This window comes from Nitrosospira sp. Is2 (assembly GCF_033095785.1).
In the GTDB taxonomy this organism is placed as follows: Bacteria; Pseudomonadota; Gammaproteobacteria; order Burkholderiales; family Nitrosomonadaceae; genus Nitrosospira.
Genome location: NZ_CP137134.1, coordinates 192178 through 208622, shown reverse-complemented (window position 1 = coordinate 208622; position 16445 = coordinate 192178). Strand labels below are relative to the sequence as shown.

The window sequence follows — 16445 nt, the reverse complement described above, 5'->3', positions numbered from 1 at the left end:
CCGGGCACTCGCCTCATGTTACACAAACTGGCTCTCTTATTCCCGTTCTGGATGATTCTCTCCGGAGCAATGGCGCTTTGCTGGCCCGAATGGTTCATAGCCCTGAACCAGGGTTCCATCATGGTGCTGGTGCTCGCGTTTGTCATGCTGTGCATGGGGTTGACACTGACTCTTGACGATTTTCGCAGAATTGCCCGCATGCCCCGGGCAGTGGGGATCGGTTTTGCGGCACAGTACTCGGTCATGCCGCTGCTGGGGTGGGGCGTGGCTCATGCCCTGAACCTGCCGCCCCATTTCGCCGTTGGCCTGATCCTGGTTGGATGCTGTCCAGGCGGCACTGCATCGAACCTGGTCACGTACATCGCTGGGGCGGATGTGGCGCTGTCGGTGGTAATGACAGTCTGTTCCACCATGGCTGCGATCATTTTAACGCCGTTGCTCACCCAGTTGCTTGTCGGGGCGATGGTTCCGGTGGATACCTGGATGCTTTTCAAGCAAACCCTGCAGGTGGTGATCATTCCCGTTGTGCTGGGCGTGCTGCTCAACCGGTGGGTTCCCCGAGCGGTTGCGGGGGTAATGCCTGTGGCGCCGCTGTTATCTGTCATCGGCGTCTGTTTCATTTGCGCCGTCGTCTTTGCCGCGAATGCAGAGGCGATACTTGCCTACGGAGGGGAACTGGTCCTCGCTACCGCACTGCTGCATGGGGGCGGCTTCCTGATGGGCTATAGCTTCGCCCAAATGCTGGGTTATCAGGGACAGAGCGCAAGGACGATCTCGATCGAGGTGGGGATGCAAAACTCGGGTCTTGCCATCGTGCTCGCGAAGCAGGCGTTTCCATTGTTGCCGCTGGCGCCCGTGGTTGGCGCGGTTTCGGCGGTCATGCACTCGTTGCTTGGGAGCCTGCTGGCGGTCATATGGCGCACTCGAGTGCCGCGACTGCCGCAGGTGAAGGTGCCGGCGCCGTGACGGATTGACAGCGTCTACGGTGGACGCCCGGCAGCGCGTCAAGACTCTTTCGCGCCTGGTTGTCATCAGTCGCGCTTGGGATGCCTGCTTGCAATGCACGGAGGCTGCGGTAACATGTTTGCCAACGAGAGACTTCGATGGAACTGCGCAGTCATAGCTCGCAGTTATATCTATTGGCAGCAGTGAACAAGTTCGTAAACAGTCGTCCATGACGGATTTTAGTCTTGTGCTCATCATTTCCGCCGCAGTGATTGGCCTGGTGTGGCTTCTCGCCTGGTTTTTCATCAGAGTACTGCAGGGGGAGATAGACATTGGCGTCAACACTGCCTTGCTGATATTGCTGGCGGCCATCCTCGTGGTGCCATTCGCGATGAACTTTTCCGCGCACATGATCGCCAACTCGATGCACAGCGCCGGGGATGCGGAAAACCCGGATGCCGAGCGGAAGAGCCGCTGACCCCGGTTGCGCTAGTTGCTGCAGAGGTCGCGGTAGCAGTCGAGGGGGTGTCATCTCGTTTTATCGCAATAGCTGGAAGAGGACATGCCGAAGGGAGTAAAAGCGAAGGGAGTGAAAGTCTGGCCGCTGCTTACCGGGACAATACGCTATGAAAAAAAGATTTCCACTCACGGCCGGGGTCATGGGGAGTTCATCGACGCGCCCATACTCGCCTATCTGATAGCAACACCCAATGGCAGGATTCTGTACGACGTGGGATGCGATTACCGCAAGGTCTCCAACCCTGGCTTGCAGGCGCAATATTTTTATCCGATGCGCCCGACAGTCGAGCCGCCGAAGATGGGTGACGAGCAGCGTATTCCGCGTTATCTGGCACGCCTGGGACTGTGCTCGTCCGATATAGACGTCGTGTTTGTCGGGCACCTGCATTTCGACCATGTTGGCGGTCTCTGCGAGCTTCCGGACTGCGAAGTGCACGTTCATGCGGATGAGTTGGCTGCCGCGCATACTGGAATGGACGGCAGTGTATTTAAGGATGAGCTGGCGGATGCGACCCGCTGGCACCTCACGACCGGTGAATATACCGTAACAACGGGAATTCGTGCTGTCGCCAGTCCGGGTCATACCGCCGGGCATATGTCGCTGTTCATCGAGTTGCAAAAAGGGTCACCTATCATCCTCTGCGGCGATGCGGCGGATCTGAGCGAAAATCTCTCCGAGGAAATAGCCCCAGGATGCTGCTGGCAGGATAACCAGGCGTTGGCACTGACCAGTATACGTAAGCTCAAGTCTCTGGCCGCAAGGGAAAAGGCCGAGCTCTGGCCCAACCACGATATGGCGTTTTACCGGGGCTTACCGCAATTTCCGGCGTGGAGGGATTGAGATTCAGGCGTCCGCCCCTAAGCAGGCCGCGAAACAGGACTTCAGGCCCGGAGCCCGGGGTCCGTAGAAGCTTCAGTCGTTCAAATTCAGCCAATTTTTGCTGTTCGTCTGATCGCTCCCGATCTAACGGCCGGCCCTTCGGATACTGGGGCGGTGACGGGACTGAATGTGCCCGCTCTTTGAGCAATTTGCGGATGTTGATGTAAATTTGAAGGCTGGACGCCGACAAACCGGGGCTAAACCCGCGAATTTCCTTGTTATCATCCGGGTTTTTCCCTTAGAATCATAGGCAATCTGAGGGAATAAATGGCACCGTTGCTGAACAGATGAATTAATGCGACAGGGTACAGTTCGCTCCACATAATCGGTCAGGTTGCGGAGAAAAAGAAATATTTAACAATTGTGACAATTTGTCAACTATAGTATGGTAAAAGTGTCTAAAAGATAGTTGCAGCAGATAAACGAGACCGATTCTATAATGAAAGCGTGCGTTTTCTAATCTGAGTGTGGAGAGGAGGGTAGCCTAATGCTTAATACCATGGGAGAGCGGCAAAAGCAGTTGCTTAAACTGCTACGAGGAAAAAGGCCCGGCATGAGTGTCGATGAGCTGGCGAAGAGCCTGGAAATCACGCGTAATGCCGTCAGGCAACATCTCGCCTCTCTTGAGGGAGCAGGGCTGATAACGGCCGGGAATACCCGTCCATCCGGCGGGGGACGGCCGCAGCAACTTTACGTCCTGACCGAGCTTGGTAGAGAAAGTTTTCCGCGCCAGTATTCGTGGCTTGCGCAGTTGGTGGTGGCATCGGTGCAGCAGGAGGAAGGCTCCGAGAACATGGGCAAGCGTTTGAACGACATCGGCGTCGGCGTCGCTCAGCAGATGCGCAGCCAATATCCTAATCTAAAGACGCATGAGGAAAAGGTCGACAAGCTGGCTGAGGTTATGGACCAACTCGGCTACAACGCAAAAAAGACTACCATGCCCGACGGCGAGACGGTGATTGAAGCGGATAACTGCGTGTTTCACAGGATGGCGATAAAAGACCGCGAGATTTGCCATCTGGACAAGGGCATGATGGAGACTTTTACCGATAGCCAGGTCAAGCACGATGAATGCATGGCCGAAGGCGGAGATTTATGTCGATTCAGATTCTCCCCGAAAAAGGAGTAGGTTCTACTCCTTTTTTTTGTCCTCATTTTTTGCCATCATTTGCTGCGATATTTGCAGCGGCTATTTTCCTCAGCTTATTTTCCTCCGCTCAGTTCACCTGCTTAAGTATTCGCCGGCTGTAATAATCGCGATTCCACCAGCACATCAGCCCCCGCTTCACCCACGATGACTCGTGCAGGAATATGTTCTCCAGCGCGCCAACGTGCAACGGCTTTGCGCTTCGATTCTCCACTCACCAGAAATAAAATCTGCCGTGAGCGGTTGAGCCGTGCCGCACTAAGGGATACGCGCTGAGGCGGCCGTATCGGCGCATTGAATACCGCCAGCGTATCGGGCGAATCTTGTTCCACCCCCCAGTCATTGTGAGGGAAGAGACTCGCGGTGTGCCCATCCTTTCCAAGCCCGAGCAGCGTGAAATCGAAAACACCAACCGGCCGCAACGTGTTTGCATAGGCCTCAGCCGCTATATCCGCGCGCGGCCCATTCGGAATCTCGTGGATTTGCGCGCGAGGAATAGGCACGTGGTCGAGCCACGCTTCTCCGGCCATTCGCGCATTCAGTTCTTCTTCGGTTGGCGGCATGCAACGCTCGTCACCGAAATAGATATGCCAGAGCGACCAATCGGTCGGCGCTTCCCGTAACCGTTGATAAATTGGGCGCGGGGTTTCGCCCCCCGCGAGCACCAGGAGAAAACGGCCGCGTTCCTCGATGGAGCGAGCGGCGCTGTCGAGAATGGCGTCTACGGCGGCGTCCTGGAGCGCCTGGAGATCGTCAAACGCGTGCCAGCGGGATTGTTCGGATTGGGGTGAGTTCATGAGTTTTAATTAACCTTGTTGTGTTATTTCGAGTTAAGCGCCTGCTCCGGTCGGCCGCCCGTACATCCTGCGAAGGCAACCGGCAGTCGCCGGGGAATAATACCGCAAGGCTGGATAACAAGTAAAACTCCCGCAACTCCCAGCGCACATACACCCGTGCTGGCAGCTCAGTTCACTCTCAGTTAGCAATATGCCAGCCATGTCGCAGCAAAATCGGTCGGGTGGCAGCAGTTCGGAGAGTCAGGATGAAGCAGGCTAATTGATGGGTCGAGGATGCACGCAAAGCCTGGGGGGATTTAAGGCAGGCTTGAGCTCCAGAGACCGGATGAGAAACGTTGCAAGCAGGTATTAACGTCGACGCTTTCCGTTAGCTTATCAGGCGTCGCGAGCGAGAGGAGGGGTCTTGGAATTTAGTGCCGGGCGCAGCGAGGCCGTGATACATCGCCGTGTTGCCTTAGTTATCGCCGGGACGCATTAGCAGTGTTGAGTTTGGATTCCGTATCGGAGTTTTCCTTGAGTCGGGACCCAATTCTACGATGGGTATCTGCTTTTTTGGCATCTGCCTCCGCGGCCTGCTCGTACTTGCGTATCAATGCCGATGCGTGTGATTGAAGATCCTGCGCTTTTTTACCGTAAAGATAGCTCTTGTTTTCGTATTGCTCCAGTAACAGCTTGTGCTCCTCAGCCTTTGCCCGCAGCTCCGCAGCGGAATCCTCGTAATACTTGGCTACAGTCTCATGATTCTTGCTGGCCTCAGCTTCAAATTGCGTCGGTGAAACTATTGCATGGCTGCTTTGCGCGAGGTCAATACGTTTGGCGGCATGAGCACCCAAATCCTCCGCACCTGCAACCGGGAGTGGACCTGCAATCACCAAGCCCAGCATGAATAATATCTTAAGGGTTTCAGGATTTTGTCGCGCTTTATTCATAAGGAGGTGCCCTTCGCCATATTCTGGTTCGCGTGAAATGGGATGCGAGCGCAAAATGGCAGGGGGCTAGCCATCTGTTGACTGTTTGCTAACTAGGGTTTGCGGAGCTGATTATCTGCTTACTAAGGCGGCTACAGGCAATGCTGTATCCCGCCTTAGATAGTATGAAACAAATCGGGTTCAAATGCCAGTTATCTGACGCTCAACCGCTGTCCTGAAGGGTTTTGTTCCTCAAGTTGCAAGGCCATCTGGTGATGCAACTCAGCTTCTTTCATGCTGGCTTGTGCTTCTTTTTCGTACTTGCGCGCCAAGGCCTCGGTATGGGCTTGCAGATCCTGAGCCTGCCTGCCATAGAGATAACTATGGTTTTCGTACTCATTCAACAACTCTTTCTGTTCCCGCTGTTTTGCCTGCATCTCCTTGGCTACTTCCTGATAGTACTTTGCGACTACCTCATGCTCATGCGCTGTTGACGCATTTTGAAGGGCGGAGTTAACGTCAAAGGAGAACGCAGGTGAACTCAGCGCGGCTAGCAGGCCGAGCAAAGATAAACTGGTAACAATTTTTCCGGCTTTCATGATCACACCTCTCTCTGACTTTGGTTTCTCTGACGGAATTGCTGCATGTCTGTTCTTTCTGTCTTTTCGAGCTACCATGGTGCGAAGAATACACAAATACCCACACTTTGTCAACTTACTTATGTATAAAGTATGGATAAGGGGGCCGTCATCGATATCGCTGTAACACAGGCGTGAGGTTTATTTTCAGGCGAAAAAATAGGAGGATCAGCCGAGGGTGCCCCCTATCTTCCCGTGTCGTTGTTCGATCGTTTGACTGTATTGCTGAGCTGGCTTGCTTACCCGTTACTGCGGCAGGCTGTTCTCACGGGGAGGCTCATTCGCAACATTAAAAGCCTTTGCGCCGTGTTCACCGGAGCTGTCGCCGAGCTGGGCAGCCATCTGCCGGTGCATGGCCGCCTCTTTGCTGCTGGACTGTGCTGCTTTCTCGTATTTACGCAGTGCCGCGCTGGCTCGGGACTTCATATCTTCGGCATTCCTGCCATAGAGGTAGCCCTTGCTCTCATACTCTTCAAGCAACGATTGCTGTTCCGATGCCTTTACCTGCGCCTCTTTGGCCGCATCTTCATAATACTTTGCCACCGCCTCATGATCGCTTCTGGTTTTGGCGCTCTTAACGACTGCGTCGATATCGAAGTTTTCCGCTGCGCCTGCAAGCGGGCTCGCCGCAGCAAAAACGGCAAGCAGGGAAAAAGTAGCGACAAATCTGGGGAGGTTCATATCAAGTCTCGCGGACAGTGATCGAACAGGAACGGGAAACCTGCGCCCGGGCGTTTATGGAAAGGGTTTGGAATCGATTACAACAGAGCGTGAAGAATATCGGAAGGAGGGTATTTCGTCAAGTTGCGCATGTCTAAAGTATCTTATTGACGGGAAACACACTCCCCAATAAGTCCTATTCTGGCGATTCCAACAGTAACTACCGGTCGTTCAAAATTAGGAGAATGCGGCGATCAAAAAAGTACCAAACTACACCGATATAATGATCTGCCGCCCGTTTTGCTGTTATGTCCAGCTTATTCCTTCTTCATCTCATGGCCGCCGAACTGGTTCCGCAGGGCGGATAGAAGCTTGTTGGAGAACGATTCCTGATCGCGCGACTGCAACCTTTGCAACAGCGCCAGCGTGATGACCGGTGCGGCGACATTAAGGTCGATCGCCTCGGCAACGGTCCAGCGGCCCTCGCCCGAATCCGACACATAGGGGGCGATGCCGTCGAGATCGGGATTTTTCGCCAGCGCGGCCGCGGTCAGGTCGAGCAGCCACGATTGCACCACGCTGCCGTCACGCCAGATTTCGGCCACCTGGTGCAGGTCCAGATTGAATTCCGTTTTATGGCGCATGATCGCGAAGCCTTCGCCATAAGCCTGCATCATGCCGTACTCGATGCCGTTGTGAACCATCTTGGTGAAGTGGCCCGCGCCACTCGGGCCAACGTGACCCCAGCCTTTGTCCGCGGCCGGAGCGAGGGTTTCGAAGATCGGGCGCAGCCGTGCAACGACCGGCTCATCGCCACCCACCATGATGCTATAGCCGTTCTGCAGGCCCCAGATGCCGCCGCTGGTACCGGTGTCCACATAATGGATGCGGCTAGACTTAAGCATCTGCGCACGGCGTTGCGTATCCTTGTAGTTCGAATTGCCGCCGTCGATAATGACATCGTCGGGTTCGAGCAGTGGCAGCAACGCGGCTATATTCTCGTCCACCGGCGTGCCCGCGGGAATCATCAGCCAGATAATGCGTGGAGGTTTGAGCGAACTGACGAGCTCTTCAAACGATGTTGCCGGCAAGACATTTATTTCCTCCAGCTGCTTTACCGCCTCCGAGTGGCGGGCGAAACCGGCGACGCGGTGGCCTCCGCGTATCAACCGTTGTGCCATCGGGCCGCCCATGCGCCCCAGGCCGATCATTCCGAGCTCCATCGTTTTCTCCCTGTGAATGTGATGGACAGATGCTGTCCGTTCAAGCTGCGATACTCTGGCGCTTGCCGTTCAGCGCGGCCAGCAACTTGTCATACGAGGCGGCAAAAGCGGCCACGCCGTCCTCCTGAAGTTGTCGGGTAACGGCGTCCAGGTCAATGCCCAGTTCGCGCAGCTTCGCCACATCCGCATCGGCCTGCTCGATCCCTTCCTGGAGCGTTGGGCGCACGCGGCCGTGATCGCGAAACGCTGCCATCGTTTTCGGCGGAAGCGTATTGACGGTGTCTGGGCCGATCAGTTGTTCAACGTACATCACGTCGGAATAAGCGGGATTTTTCGTGCCGGTGCTGCCCCAAAGCGGGCGTTGTACAGGCGCACCCTGAGCACGCAGCCCGGCGAAAGGCTCGCCATAGAATGTTTCCCGGAAGCGCTGATAAGCAAGCCTGGCGTTGGCGATGGCGATCTTTCCCCTCAGGCTCAGCGCCTCGGTAGTGCCTATTTTATCCAGCAACGGGTCTACCGCGCTATCCACGCGGCTGACAAAAAACGATGCAACCGAAGCCGGCCACGGCGCAGCCGAATCCGGCTTCGTATCGGCGCGGTGGCCGAGCCCACGAATGTAGGCTTGCGAGACATCGGCATAATTCTGCAGCGAAAACATCAGGGTCACATTGATATTGATACCCGCGGCGATGCACTGGGTAATCGCGGGAATGCCCGCCGGGGTTGCGGGAATCTTGATCATCAGATTGGGGCGCTGCACGGCATTCCATAGCCGGTGCACGTCCGCCACGGTTGCTTCCATATCGTTGGCGAGATGCGGCGAAACTTCAAGGCTGACATAGCCGTCGCCGCCCTGCGTCGCGTCGTAGACCGGCCGCAGCACATCCGCCGCCATGCGAATGTCCTCGAACGCAAGCGCTTCAAATAAATCCTTGTCGCTTAGTTGCCGATTCGACCGTAGCAGCTGGCGCATTGCGTGGTCATAGCTTTGGCCGTGGGCCATCGCCTGCTCGAAAATCGTGGGATTGCTGGTTACGCCGCGCAGCTTGTCTTCATTCACCATGCGTTGCAATTCGCCGCTATTGATGAGATCGCGGCTGATCGAGTCCAGCCAGATAGACTGGCCGAGTTGTAATAACGGTTCAAAAGGATTCATGTCTTTCCTCCTTGGCAACGCCGCTTCATTCACGGATGGGAGGGCAATATCGGTAGCGGGGCGCCGCGGTTCAAACTGCCGCCAGCTGCCCGCCAACTGCCCTTTCGGTATTTCGACAACTGTAACAATCGGTTTGATCCGCTAGCTGTGCAGTATCGTCTCCGAGGTCTTTCTGAAGTAAAGCATAATCATGGGACAATGCAAGCGCTCAAGCATTCACCGCCTGTTCGTTTTATTCGGTCCAACTAAAAATTGTCCTTCCATTCGCGGATAGCGGCGAATACGTCGACGCGGTCGGTCAATGCCCTCCCGGCATGTCGACTCGCGGCCTGAATGACTTCAGGCTGATTACAGCGCAGGAACGGGTTGGTGGCTTTTTCCAGCCCAATGGTCGAGGGCAGGGTAGGGGCATTAAGCTTCCGCAGGTTTTCGACGGTTTTTTCGCGTTTTATCAGGGTCTGGTTGCCAGGCTCCACCACGCGGGCAAAGCGAATGTTGTCGAGCGTGTATTCGTGGCCGCAATAGACCTGTGTTTCATTGGGCAGGTCGGAGAGTTTTTCCAAAGACTGAACCATTTGTTGCGGCGTGCCCTCAAATAATCGTCCACAGCCACAGGCAAACAGGGTGTCACCACAAAATAGCAGGTTTGCGCCATAATAGGCGATATGCCCGGCGGTATGGCCGGGAATATCCAGCACACTGAGGGTAATAGAAAATTCCGGAAGGTATACGTTGCCTTCTTCGTTTTCTTTTTCGTCGCATTCCCTGAGGCGATGGGTGAGTGTTGAAATCGGCTCTCTGATGGGCCCGTAGACCGGCACGTTAAACTCTTGCAGCAGCGCGGCATTGCCTCCCACATGGTCATTATGGTGGTGCGTGTTGAGAATCGCGATGAGCTTTAGCTTCTCGCGGCTCAGGTAATCCAGCACGGGTGCGGCGTCGCCGGGATCAACCACGGCAGCGTCGGAATGGTCCCGGATCACCCAGATATAATTGTCCTTGAAAGCGCGGAGCGGGAGGATGTGGGGAACGGCCATAATCAAGGGTAACTAGCGAGTGAGCGGATCAAAATCGGATTGGACAGAGTCAAACCCGGCATATTGATTACGATGTCAAATGTAATGACAATTCGCGGCTGCCCGAAATTCAACGCGAGCGAATCGAGCGAATATAGCCGCGTATGGATGGATTTCCAAACTGCCGTCATCCCTGCACCATTACTATATGCCAACGAATAACAAACTGGAATGGTTTGGAACCTGTTTGGGCCAGTATTTGCTGGAGAGGGAACAAAATCATTTTGACAGGGCCGTAGCCGATGTTTTCGGTTACCACGCCGTGCAGATCGGTTTTCCACAGTACGATTTCCTGCGCGCCAACCGCATGCCGCTCCAGTTCGGCATATCGACGGAAGAGGGAGGCGCAGTGCGTGCGGCTCCGGATTTTCTACCGATCGAATCGAATAGCATCGATCTGGTGCTGTTGCCTCATATACTCGAGTTCAGTGCCAATCCGCACCAGATCCTGCGCGAGGTGCAACGGGTGTTGGTGCCGGAAGGGCATGCAATCGTTTGCGGCTTCAACCCCCGCAGTCTTTGGGGCGTACGGGGGCTTTTCGGTTCAATGAACGATGACTATCCCTGGCGAGGCAATTTCATCGCGCGGCCGAGGCTCAAGGATTGGCTGACATTGCTGGATTTTGAGATTACCGAAGACCGCTTATGCTGCTACGTGCCCCCATTCAGCCAGGAGAAGTGGCTGAAGCGATTCGGATTCATGGAAGGGGTCGGCGATCGGTGGTGGCAGTCTTCCGGCGGCGTATATTTTCTGACGGCGGTCAAGCGCGTGCACGGCATGCGCGTTATCAAGCCCGAGTGGAAGGAAGTTCGCGCACGAAGAAGGGCGATGGCGCCGGTCGCGCAAAAGCTCACGGGCAACGCGACGGGGAAAGAACCCCGCAGGGCTGCGCGCAGCAAGACTGAGGCGCGCGTCAAGGAGTGAAAGCGCCGCGCACGGCAGTAGTGGACATATTTACCGACGGGGCCTGCAAAGGGAACCCGGGAGTGGGCGGCTGGGGCGCGCTGCTGCGATATAACGGACGTACGCGCGAGTTATGCGGCGGCGAAAAACTGACGACCAACAACCGCATGGAGCTGCTCGCGGTCATTCGCGCGCTGGAAGCGCTAACAAAGCCCTGCGAGGTTCGGGTCCACACCGACTCCACGTATGTCCAGAAGGGCATCAGCGAATGGATCCATTCGTGGAAAAAGCGCGATTGGCGCACAGCGGACAAAAAACCGGTCAAAAACGACGACCTGTGGAAAGAACTGGATCGCCTGACACAACGGCACAAAATAGAATGGCTTTGGGTGCGCGGTCATTCCGGCCACGACGGCAACGAACAGGCCGACAGACTGGCTAATCAGGGCGTTCAGTCGGTGCTTGAGAACGCAGCTCTCACCGCCTCCCCAACCCCGGACCGATTTGTTGCGGAGAATTTGGCGGGTAAGACGACGAACAAGACGTCAAGGATCGAAGAGGCGGACCCGCCGAACGCGGGACAGCAGGAAAGAGGAAACCAATAAGATGCGCCAGATTTTTATCGACACGGAAACAACCGGCCTTGAACCCAAGCTCGGTCATCGTATTATCGAAATCGCCGCAGTGGAGATGAAGAGCCGCAGGCTGACGGGCCGCCGCTTTCATTATTATCTGAATCCCGAGCGGGAGATCGAGGAGGGTGCACTGCAGGTCCATGGATTAACCACGGAATTTCTTCAGGACAAGCACAAGTTTGGCGATATTGTGCACGAGCTGATCGAGTTTCTCGATGGTGCTGAGCTGATCATGCACAACGCGCCCTTCGACGTCGCCTTCCTTGACCATGAACTGGGCCTCGCGGCGTTGCCTCAGCTGTGCGAATGCTGCCATTCAGTGACGGACACGCTGAAAATCGCGAAAGAGCTGTATCCGGGGAAGAGGAACAACCTGGATGCGCTCTGTGAACGGTATGAGGTGGATAATTCACGGCGTGCCTTACACGGCGCGCTGCTGGATGCCGAGTTGCTGGCGGAGGTCTACCTCGGCATGACGCGCGGACAGGAAAGCCTGCTAATGGAACTGGAGGCTGAGCCCACGCTCGACCTTGCCGCGAATCTGCATGAGTTGCACTTGATCGTGCTGCCGCCGACACCGGACGAACTCGAGGCTCACACCCGGCAACTGGAGATGATTGAAAAAGAAAGCAAGGGAAAGTGCTTGTGGAGGCGGCTGGAATCCGAAGCTGCCGACGCCGCCGAGGAAGTTGCCAAGGACGTTGCCGCGGGCTTGGTTAAAGTGGAGTTGAAGTTCGCGTAGTTGCTTGGCCTGCCAATTCCTCTAACCCTGAACCTGGGTTCCGCGTAGCGCGGGGAAGGCGACGAGGGGAACCCTAGCTTCCCCGAAAGTGCTGCGGGCTGACAGGACAAGCCGTGATAACCCATCCGTCGGGGATACGCATCACCTCAAGTAACGCAGTCGTACCTGTTTTTACGGCAACCGCTGGACAGTTCGATTAAAACAGCTCGAACTGCCCCCCGGCGTCTCGCGCCTTGCCCGATTTTTTCTTTCCCGCGCCCTCGCCCGTGTTCCGTTCAAGCGCTGGGGTGATTGAAGGTCGCTGGAAAAGGGAGGTATCCAGTCCTTTAAAACGGCCAGAACGTATACCCAAGCCGAGACGCGCCACGGTTTTCTCGAAGCGCTGCCGGATCAGGTCCGCCCAGATTCCTTGGCCGTGCATGCGCTTGCCGAAGCTTGAGTCATAGTCCTTGCCCCCGTGGATGTCGCGCACCCGGTTCATCACCCGCGCCGCCCTATCCGGAAAATGGGCTTCAAGCCATTGCCGGAATAGCGGACTGACTTCCCAAGGCAGGCGCAGCGTGACGTAGCCCGCATTAATGGCGCCGGCTTCCGCTGCCGCCACCAATATGCGTTCGAGGTCAGGCTCTGTCACGAAGGGGATGACTGGCGCGATGCTGACCCCAACCGGAATGCCCGCGTCGGTCAAGGTGCGGATCGTGCGCAGGCGGCGCATGGGCGCGGTCGCGCGGGGTTCCAGAGTGCGCGCCACCTCCGCGTCGAGGGTGGTCAAAGTCACCGCTGTCATCGCGAGCCGTCGCGATGCCATTTCCGCCAGTAAGTCGATGTCGCGCTCGATAAGGGAAGATTTCGTGATCAGCGCCACCGGGTGCTGGCACTCGCGCAGCACCTCCAGCACCCGGCGGGTCAGCCGCAACTCGCGTTCGCACGGTTGATATGCATCGGTATTGACGCCGAGCGCGATGGGCTCCGGTACATGGGAGGCTCTCGACAATTCCTGCCTCAGCAAGTCCGGAGCATTTATCTTGGCGAAAATTTTGCTCTCGAAATCCAGCCCCGGGGAGAGCCCGAGATAACTGTGGGTGGGGCGCGCGAAACAGTAAATGCAGCCATGCTCGCAGCCGCGATAAGGATTGAGCGAAATGCTGAACGGAACATCAGGGGACTTGTTGCGGCTGAGGATGCTCTTGGCCTGCTCCTCGATGATTTGCGTCTTCCACGCCGCTGCCCCGTCCGGTCCGGGTACCTGGTCCATTTCTGCGGCGGGCTGGGCGCCGGCCTGAGCGCCGACTGCTGCGCTTCGCTCGCAATCGCCGAGGCTTTCGCCGGTCCAGCCATCGTCGATATCCTCGCGTATCAGAGTCTCGTAACGCCCTTGCAAGTTCGATACCGCGCCGCGTCCCTTTTTTGCTTTCAGTGGGGCTTGCATGAATGGCGGTTCAGCGTCGCGGTATGGCTCGTCTGAATCGCGTGGATCGGATATCGACATGATATGTATCTTGCAGGTGCGAGATTGGGCTGAATCTTACGGCGGTTGCTGGCTGTTCGCCTAGGGCCGCTTGTAGCTGGTAGCTTGCAGGGTGTAGCTGGAATACGCCAATTCGAGTCTTACGCCGCAATTTTGGTTCAAAATGGAATGTGTGTCTCAATTTCAGCACGGTAGGCAAGAGCGTAACTTCGCAGGGTGTTTATCTGTTTCGCGCGGTATGTGATGATACGTCCTGGCCACGATGAAAAGTTAAGGTGAGGGACGAGTTATGAAACCGACGATATTCGCTATATTTCTGCTCAGCTGGTGCCTGGCAGGCGTCGCCACCGCGCAGACCGCGCCGAACATTGAACGCAAAGTGGATCCGCGCATCGCACAGCTGGAGATGGCGCTGAACCTGGTGAACCAGGAACAGCAGTCGGTATACCAGCAATTTCAGATGCTGCAGGAGATGCGTCGGAGTGAAGTACAGAATATAAACCCGCTCGTTATGCAGGACATGGGGGGTGTAAAGGACATGCCCCCAATAAGTTATGACGAAAGTGTACGGGTGCAGCGCGAACGGAAGGATCGCATCCAGCAACACGCACGCGAACTCGACCGCCTGTATGCGCGCTATTCTGAATTAGGTGAACAGAAGAACGCGATACTGGAACAGCTCAGGGAGATCGCAAAAGAGACAGTGCGGTGACAGGGTTGCTCGATCACAGGCCGCTCCAGTTGACTATTGACCGATGCATACCTCGTCATATCCGCCGTGGGATGTGGAATGCGAAACAACTTCATCGTCTTTCGTGAACCAGGTTTGCTGATCTGGGCTGCCGCGAGGCGACCAGCTTGCAGCGGCTCCTCAGATGATGCCTGCAAATTTAAGGATGGCGAGGACAATAACAATCAAGCCGACCAGATAGATTACGTTGTTCATGGCATTCTCCGTTAGAAATTTAACCGGCTAAGTTTATAAAAAGTGACTCTACGCACTCACTTTAGCTCTACATGCGGTTGAGTTCCGTACGCCAAGGCACACATGGAACAGGCTGGACAGTAAATCCTTGGAGGAAATGTTCATTGAGTTGCGGCTGCTTTGTTTTGCTCCTATTTGCGAACTCACGCAGCGGGTTTTGCTCTAGGGCTTGAGAAGCTGTCGGAGGGATATCGGAGCGATATGGTTGTGAAGAGACAAATCGTACGAAGCGTACAGTGGGAGAAGCATGGCGATGAGCAGAATTAACGCCGCCAACGTCAAACTGAAACGGGCTTATGATCCGCCGGAGGCCGCGGACGGCACGCGGATACTGGTGGACAGGCTCTGGCCACGTGGAGTCAAAAAGACCGAGGCAGCGATCGAGCAATGGGCAAAAGATCTTGCGCCCAGCGCAGCTTTACGAAAGTGGTTCGGCCATGACCCCGGCCGTTGGGAAGAGTTTTGTGAGCGCTATGCGGCAGAGGTGAGCCAGCACCCCGACCAATTGAAGCAACTGCGGGTGTTGGCGCGCGAGGATTCCATTACGCTGGTTTATTCCGCCCACGATGAGCTGCACAATAATGCCGTTGCGCTACGGCGTCTTATTCTGGGGTAGAACAAATGCTGTTCAAGCTTGCAGTGGATGCAAGCTCGGCGCGGTTTTAGGACGCCGCCCCGGGGACTAGGGCTGCGCCGGCTCGCGTTTCATGATACTCATCACTTTCAGGTAAGTGATCAGTTCTTCCGTAACCTGTTCCGCGTTGGCGATGCCTCGCGGAAGACCTGGCATCCGTGCGTTGTAGCGGATGCTTTGCGGGCTCAAGATCCAGCGCCGCAGATATTCCGGCTTGATGTACTCCACAACGCTGGTCGGATAGTTGAGTTCCGGCGCCTTGCCTCCGCCTTCGCCATTGATGGTGTGGCAGGAGACGCAGTATTGCCGAAAGTGCGTGTACCCGCGTTTCACCTCCTCCGAGGCATTGGCCGGGGGCAAAATATTCGGGAATGGCGCGTCCGGTCTGAGCGTGATGCGCATCACCTGGTAAGGGAAATCGGAATCGCCGGACGCCAGAAGGTCCTTCGAATTCAGGTTATCCCACACCAGGTAGAGCGGCCCGAGTTGTACCACTTCGTTGTTCTGCACCGGGTTCGTCGTGGTAAAGGGGGCATTGTCCGGGCTCGCAAAGGCGAAGTAGGCGGAATGGGCGAGGAATTTCTCCACCGGGATGCTTGGCTGGAACCCGTCGATGGAAGTGAAGACAATCTCCCGCGCCTGCTCCCACTCCTTGCCGAAGACGTGATCCAGCACAGGCCGGGCTGGAAGTGCCTGATAGATCCGTTCCCTGTTTTCGTGCGGTTCAAAAATCTTTAGTGAAACCGCTGGCACGATGCCGCGCATGGCCTCCAGGGAAAGGGCCTTCACCAGCTTATCTCCCCGTTTGAATTCGATCGTTGCCGGGTCGTTTGACGCCGCGCCAGCATGGAAGGCAAAGGCGAGCAGGCCGCCAAGCATGAACAGGAAATACAGAGAGACTTTCAAGGTTTTCACTCTTCGTTATGGAGAGAATGTAGGCGGACGGTATAGCCGCTAATAGCGGCTGACAATAAGCGAACAAAACGTCTGGCCGGCTTCGTGAAGCGCGACACTCGGGATTATATCCAAGAAACTATTCAGGGAAACGTGGTTTGTAAGCACGCCGATGTGCGAACGATGCCGAGGGTCGGGGTGAGTTTCCGCCCGCTGACTGTAATCTTCCGACAT

The 16445-nt window shown here is 56.0% G+C and carries 17 protein-coding genes and 1 pseudogene; 9 read left to right on the top strand and 9 right to left on the bottom strand.

What is annotated here, in order from left to right:
- Positions 1–69: 69 nt before the first annotated feature.
- The 4 genes from R5L00_RS00935 (at position 70) to R5L00_RS00920 (ending at position 3473) form a co-directional block, all read left to right on the top strand.
- The gene (locus R5L00_RS00935; RefSeq protein ID WP_317652889.1) at positions 70–966 is read left to right on the top strand and encodes a bile acid:sodium symporter family protein; all 897 of its coding nucleotides are present in this window, start codon (positions 70–72) and stop codon (positions 964–966) included.
- A gap of 208 nt (positions 967–1174) precedes the next feature.
- Positions 1175–1423: a hypothetical protein gene (locus tag R5L00_RS00930; protein WP_317652887.1), complete on the top strand. Its 249-nt coding sequence runs from the start codon at positions 1175–1177 to the stop codon at positions 1421–1423.
- Positions 1424–1507: 84 nt separating this feature from the next.
- A complete protein-coding gene (locus R5L00_RS00925) occupies positions 1508–2305 on the top strand; it encodes an N-acyl homoserine lactonase family protein (protein WP_107692683.1) in 798 nt (265 codons plus the stop codon).
- A 526-nt stretch (positions 2306–2831) separates the two neighbouring features.
- Positions 2832–3473: a helix-turn-helix transcriptional regulator gene (locus R5L00_RS00920; protein ID WP_317652886.1), complete on the top strand. Its 642-nt coding sequence runs from the start codon at positions 2832–2834 to the stop codon at positions 3471–3473.
- 101 nt (positions 3474–3574) lie between these two features.
- Here the strand turns inward: R5L00_RS00920 and pgl are convergent, their stop codons facing one another.
- The 7 genes from pgl to gloB form a co-directional block, all read right to left on the bottom strand.
- Positions 3575–4288 (bottom strand): 6-phosphogluconolactonase, encoded by a 714-nt coding sequence (gene pgl, locus R5L00_RS00915; protein WP_317652885.1) that lies wholly within the window; start codon positions 4286–4288, stop codon positions 3575–3577.
- Positions 4289–4746: 458 nt separating this feature from the next.
- On the bottom strand, positions 4747–5217 hold the full coding sequence (locus R5L00_RS00910) for a hypothetical protein (RefSeq protein ID WP_317652884.1): 471 nt from the start codon (positions 5215–5217) through the stop codon (positions 4747–4749).
- Between the two features lie 191 nt (positions 5218–5408).
- Positions 5409–5795: a hypothetical protein gene (locus R5L00_RS00905; RefSeq protein ID WP_317652882.1), complete on the bottom strand. Its 387-nt coding sequence runs from the start codon at positions 5793–5795 to the stop codon at positions 5409–5411.
- A 285-nt stretch (positions 5796–6080) separates the two neighbouring features.
- Positions 6081–6515, bottom strand: a complete 435-nt coding sequence (locus tag R5L00_RS00900; RefSeq protein WP_317652881.1) for a hypothetical protein — start codon at positions 6513–6515, stop codon at positions 6081–6083.
- A 296-nt stretch (positions 6516–6811) separates the two neighbouring features.
- Positions 6812–7717, bottom strand: a complete 906-nt coding sequence (gene gnd, locus R5L00_RS00895; protein WP_317652880.1) for a phosphogluconate dehydrogenase (NAD(+)-dependent, decarboxylating) — start codon at positions 7715–7717, stop codon at positions 6812–6814.
- A gap of 40 nt (positions 7718–7757) precedes the next feature.
- The gene (tal, locus tag R5L00_RS00890) at positions 7758–8873 is read right to left on the bottom strand and encodes a transaldolase (protein ID WP_317652879.1); all 1116 of its coding nucleotides are present in this window, start codon (positions 8871–8873) and stop codon (positions 7758–7760) included.
- 245 nt (positions 8874–9118) lie between these two features.
- On the bottom strand, positions 9119–9910 hold the full coding sequence (gloB, locus tag R5L00_RS00885; RefSeq protein WP_317652877.1) for a hydroxyacylglutathione hydrolase: 792 nt from the start codon (positions 9908–9910) through the stop codon (positions 9119–9121).
- Between the two features lie 187 nt (positions 9911–10097).
- Here gloB and R5L00_RS00880 point away from each other — a divergent pair, with 187 nt between their 5' ends.
- The 3 genes and pseudogenes from R5L00_RS00880 to dnaQ all read left to right on the top strand — a co-directional run bounded on the left by R5L00_RS00880 (position 10098) and on the right by dnaQ (position 12230).
- Complete coding sequence (locus R5L00_RS00880; protein WP_107692691.1) at positions 10098–10874, top strand: class I SAM-dependent methyltransferase; 777 nt, start codon at positions 10098–10100, stop codon at positions 10872–10874.
- A 20-nt stretch (positions 10875–10894) separates the two neighbouring features.
- Positions 10895–11329, top strand: a pseudogene (gene rnhA / locus R5L00_RS00875) (ribonuclease HI); the annotation flags it as partial.
- A gap of 130 nt (positions 11330–11459) precedes the next feature.
- A complete protein-coding gene (gene dnaQ, locus R5L00_RS00870) occupies positions 11460–12230 on the top strand; it encodes a DNA polymerase III subunit epsilon (protein WP_107692692.1) in 771 nt (256 codons plus the stop codon).
- Between the two features lie 196 nt (positions 12231–12426).
- Here the strand turns inward: dnaQ and R5L00_RS00865 are convergent, their stop codons facing one another.
- A complete protein-coding gene (locus R5L00_RS00865) occupies positions 12427–13719 on the bottom strand; it encodes a PA0069 family radical SAM protein (RefSeq protein WP_317652876.1) in 1293 nt (430 codons plus the stop codon).
- Positions 13720–13987: 268 nt separating this feature from the next.
- On the opposite strand from R5L00_RS00865, the gene R5L00_RS00860 reads away from it, so the two are divergent.
- Entirely contained in the window at positions 13988–14410 is a 423-nt protein-coding gene (locus R5L00_RS00860; protein ID WP_107692693.1) for a hypothetical protein, read from the top strand.
- Positions 14411–14936: 526 nt separating this feature from the next.
- On the top strand, positions 14937–15299 hold the full coding sequence (locus R5L00_RS00855) for a DUF488 domain-containing protein (protein ID WP_107692833.1): 363 nt from the start codon (positions 14937–14939) through the stop codon (positions 15297–15299).
- A 66-nt stretch (positions 15300–15365) separates the two neighbouring features.
- Here R5L00_RS00855 and R5L00_RS00850 read toward each other — a convergent pair whose 3' ends face one another.
- A complete protein-coding gene (locus R5L00_RS00850) occupies positions 15366–16223 on the bottom strand; it encodes a c-type cytochrome (RefSeq protein WP_317652875.1) in 858 nt (285 codons plus the stop codon).
- Positions 16224–16445 lie beyond the last annotated feature (222 nt).

What these genes read in the sequence shown, in the direction of transcription:
- R5L00_RS00905 (WP_317652882.1), bottom strand. Translation starts at nt 5,795, where the DNA reads ATGAAAGCCGGAAAAATTGTTACCAGTTTATCTTTGCTCGGCCTGCTA.
- gloB (WP_317652877.1), bottom strand. Translation starts at nt 9,910, where the DNA reads ATGGCCGTTCCCCACATCCTCCCGCTCCGCGCTTTCAAGGACAATTAT.
- R5L00_RS00925 (WP_107692683.1), top strand. Translation starts at nt 1,508, where the DNA reads ATGCCGAAGGGAGTAAAAGCGAAGGGAGTGAAAGTCTGGCCGCTGCTT.
- R5L00_RS00900 (WP_317652881.1), bottom strand. Translation starts at nt 6,515, where the DNA reads ATGAACCTCCCCAGATTTGTCGCTACTTTTTCCCTGCTTGCCGTTTTT.
- R5L00_RS00910 (WP_317652884.1), bottom strand. Translation starts at nt 5,217, where the DNA reads ATGAATAAAGCGCGACAAAATCCTGAAACCCTTAAGATATTATTCATG.
- R5L00_RS00930 (WP_317652887.1), top strand. Translation starts at nt 1,175, where the DNA reads ATGACGGATTTTAGTCTTGTGCTCATCATTTCCGCCGCAGTGATTGGC.
- dnaQ (WP_107692692.1), top strand. Translation starts at nt 11,460, where the DNA reads ATGCGCCAGATTTTTATCGACACGGAAACAACCGGCCTTGAACCCAAG.
- tal (WP_317652879.1), bottom strand. Translation starts at nt 8,873, where the DNA reads ATGAATCCTTTTGAACCGTTATTACAACTCGGCCAGTCTATCTGGCTG.
- R5L00_RS00860 (WP_107692693.1), top strand. Translation starts at nt 13,988, where the DNA reads ATGAAACCGACGATATTCGCTATATTTCTGCTCAGCTGGTGCCTGGCA.
- gnd (WP_317652880.1), bottom strand. Translation starts at nt 7,717, where the DNA reads ATGGAGCTCGGAATGATCGGCCTGGGGCGCATGGGCGGCCCGATGGCA.
- R5L00_RS00865 (WP_317652876.1), bottom strand. Translation starts at nt 13,719, where the DNA reads ATGTCGATATCCGATCCACGCGATTCAGACGAGCCATACCGCGACGCT.
- R5L00_RS00880 (WP_107692691.1), top strand. Translation starts at nt 10,098, where the DNA reads ATGCCAACGAATAACAAACTGGAATGGTTTGGAACCTGTTTGGGCCAG.
- R5L00_RS00920 (WP_317652886.1), top strand. Translation starts at nt 2,832, where the DNA reads ATGCTTAATACCATGGGAGAGCGGCAAAAGCAGTTGCTTAAACTGCTA.
- R5L00_RS00935 (WP_317652889.1), top strand. Translation starts at nt 70, where the DNA reads ATGGCGCTTTGCTGGCCCGAATGGTTCATAGCCCTGAACCAGGGTTCC.
- R5L00_RS00855 (WP_107692833.1), top strand. Translation starts at nt 14,937, where the DNA reads ATGAGCAGAATTAACGCCGCCAACGTCAAACTGAAACGGGCTTATGAT.
- pgl (WP_317652885.1), bottom strand. Translation starts at nt 4,288, where the DNA reads ATGAACTCACCCCAATCCGAACAATCCCGCTGGCACGCGTTTGACGAT.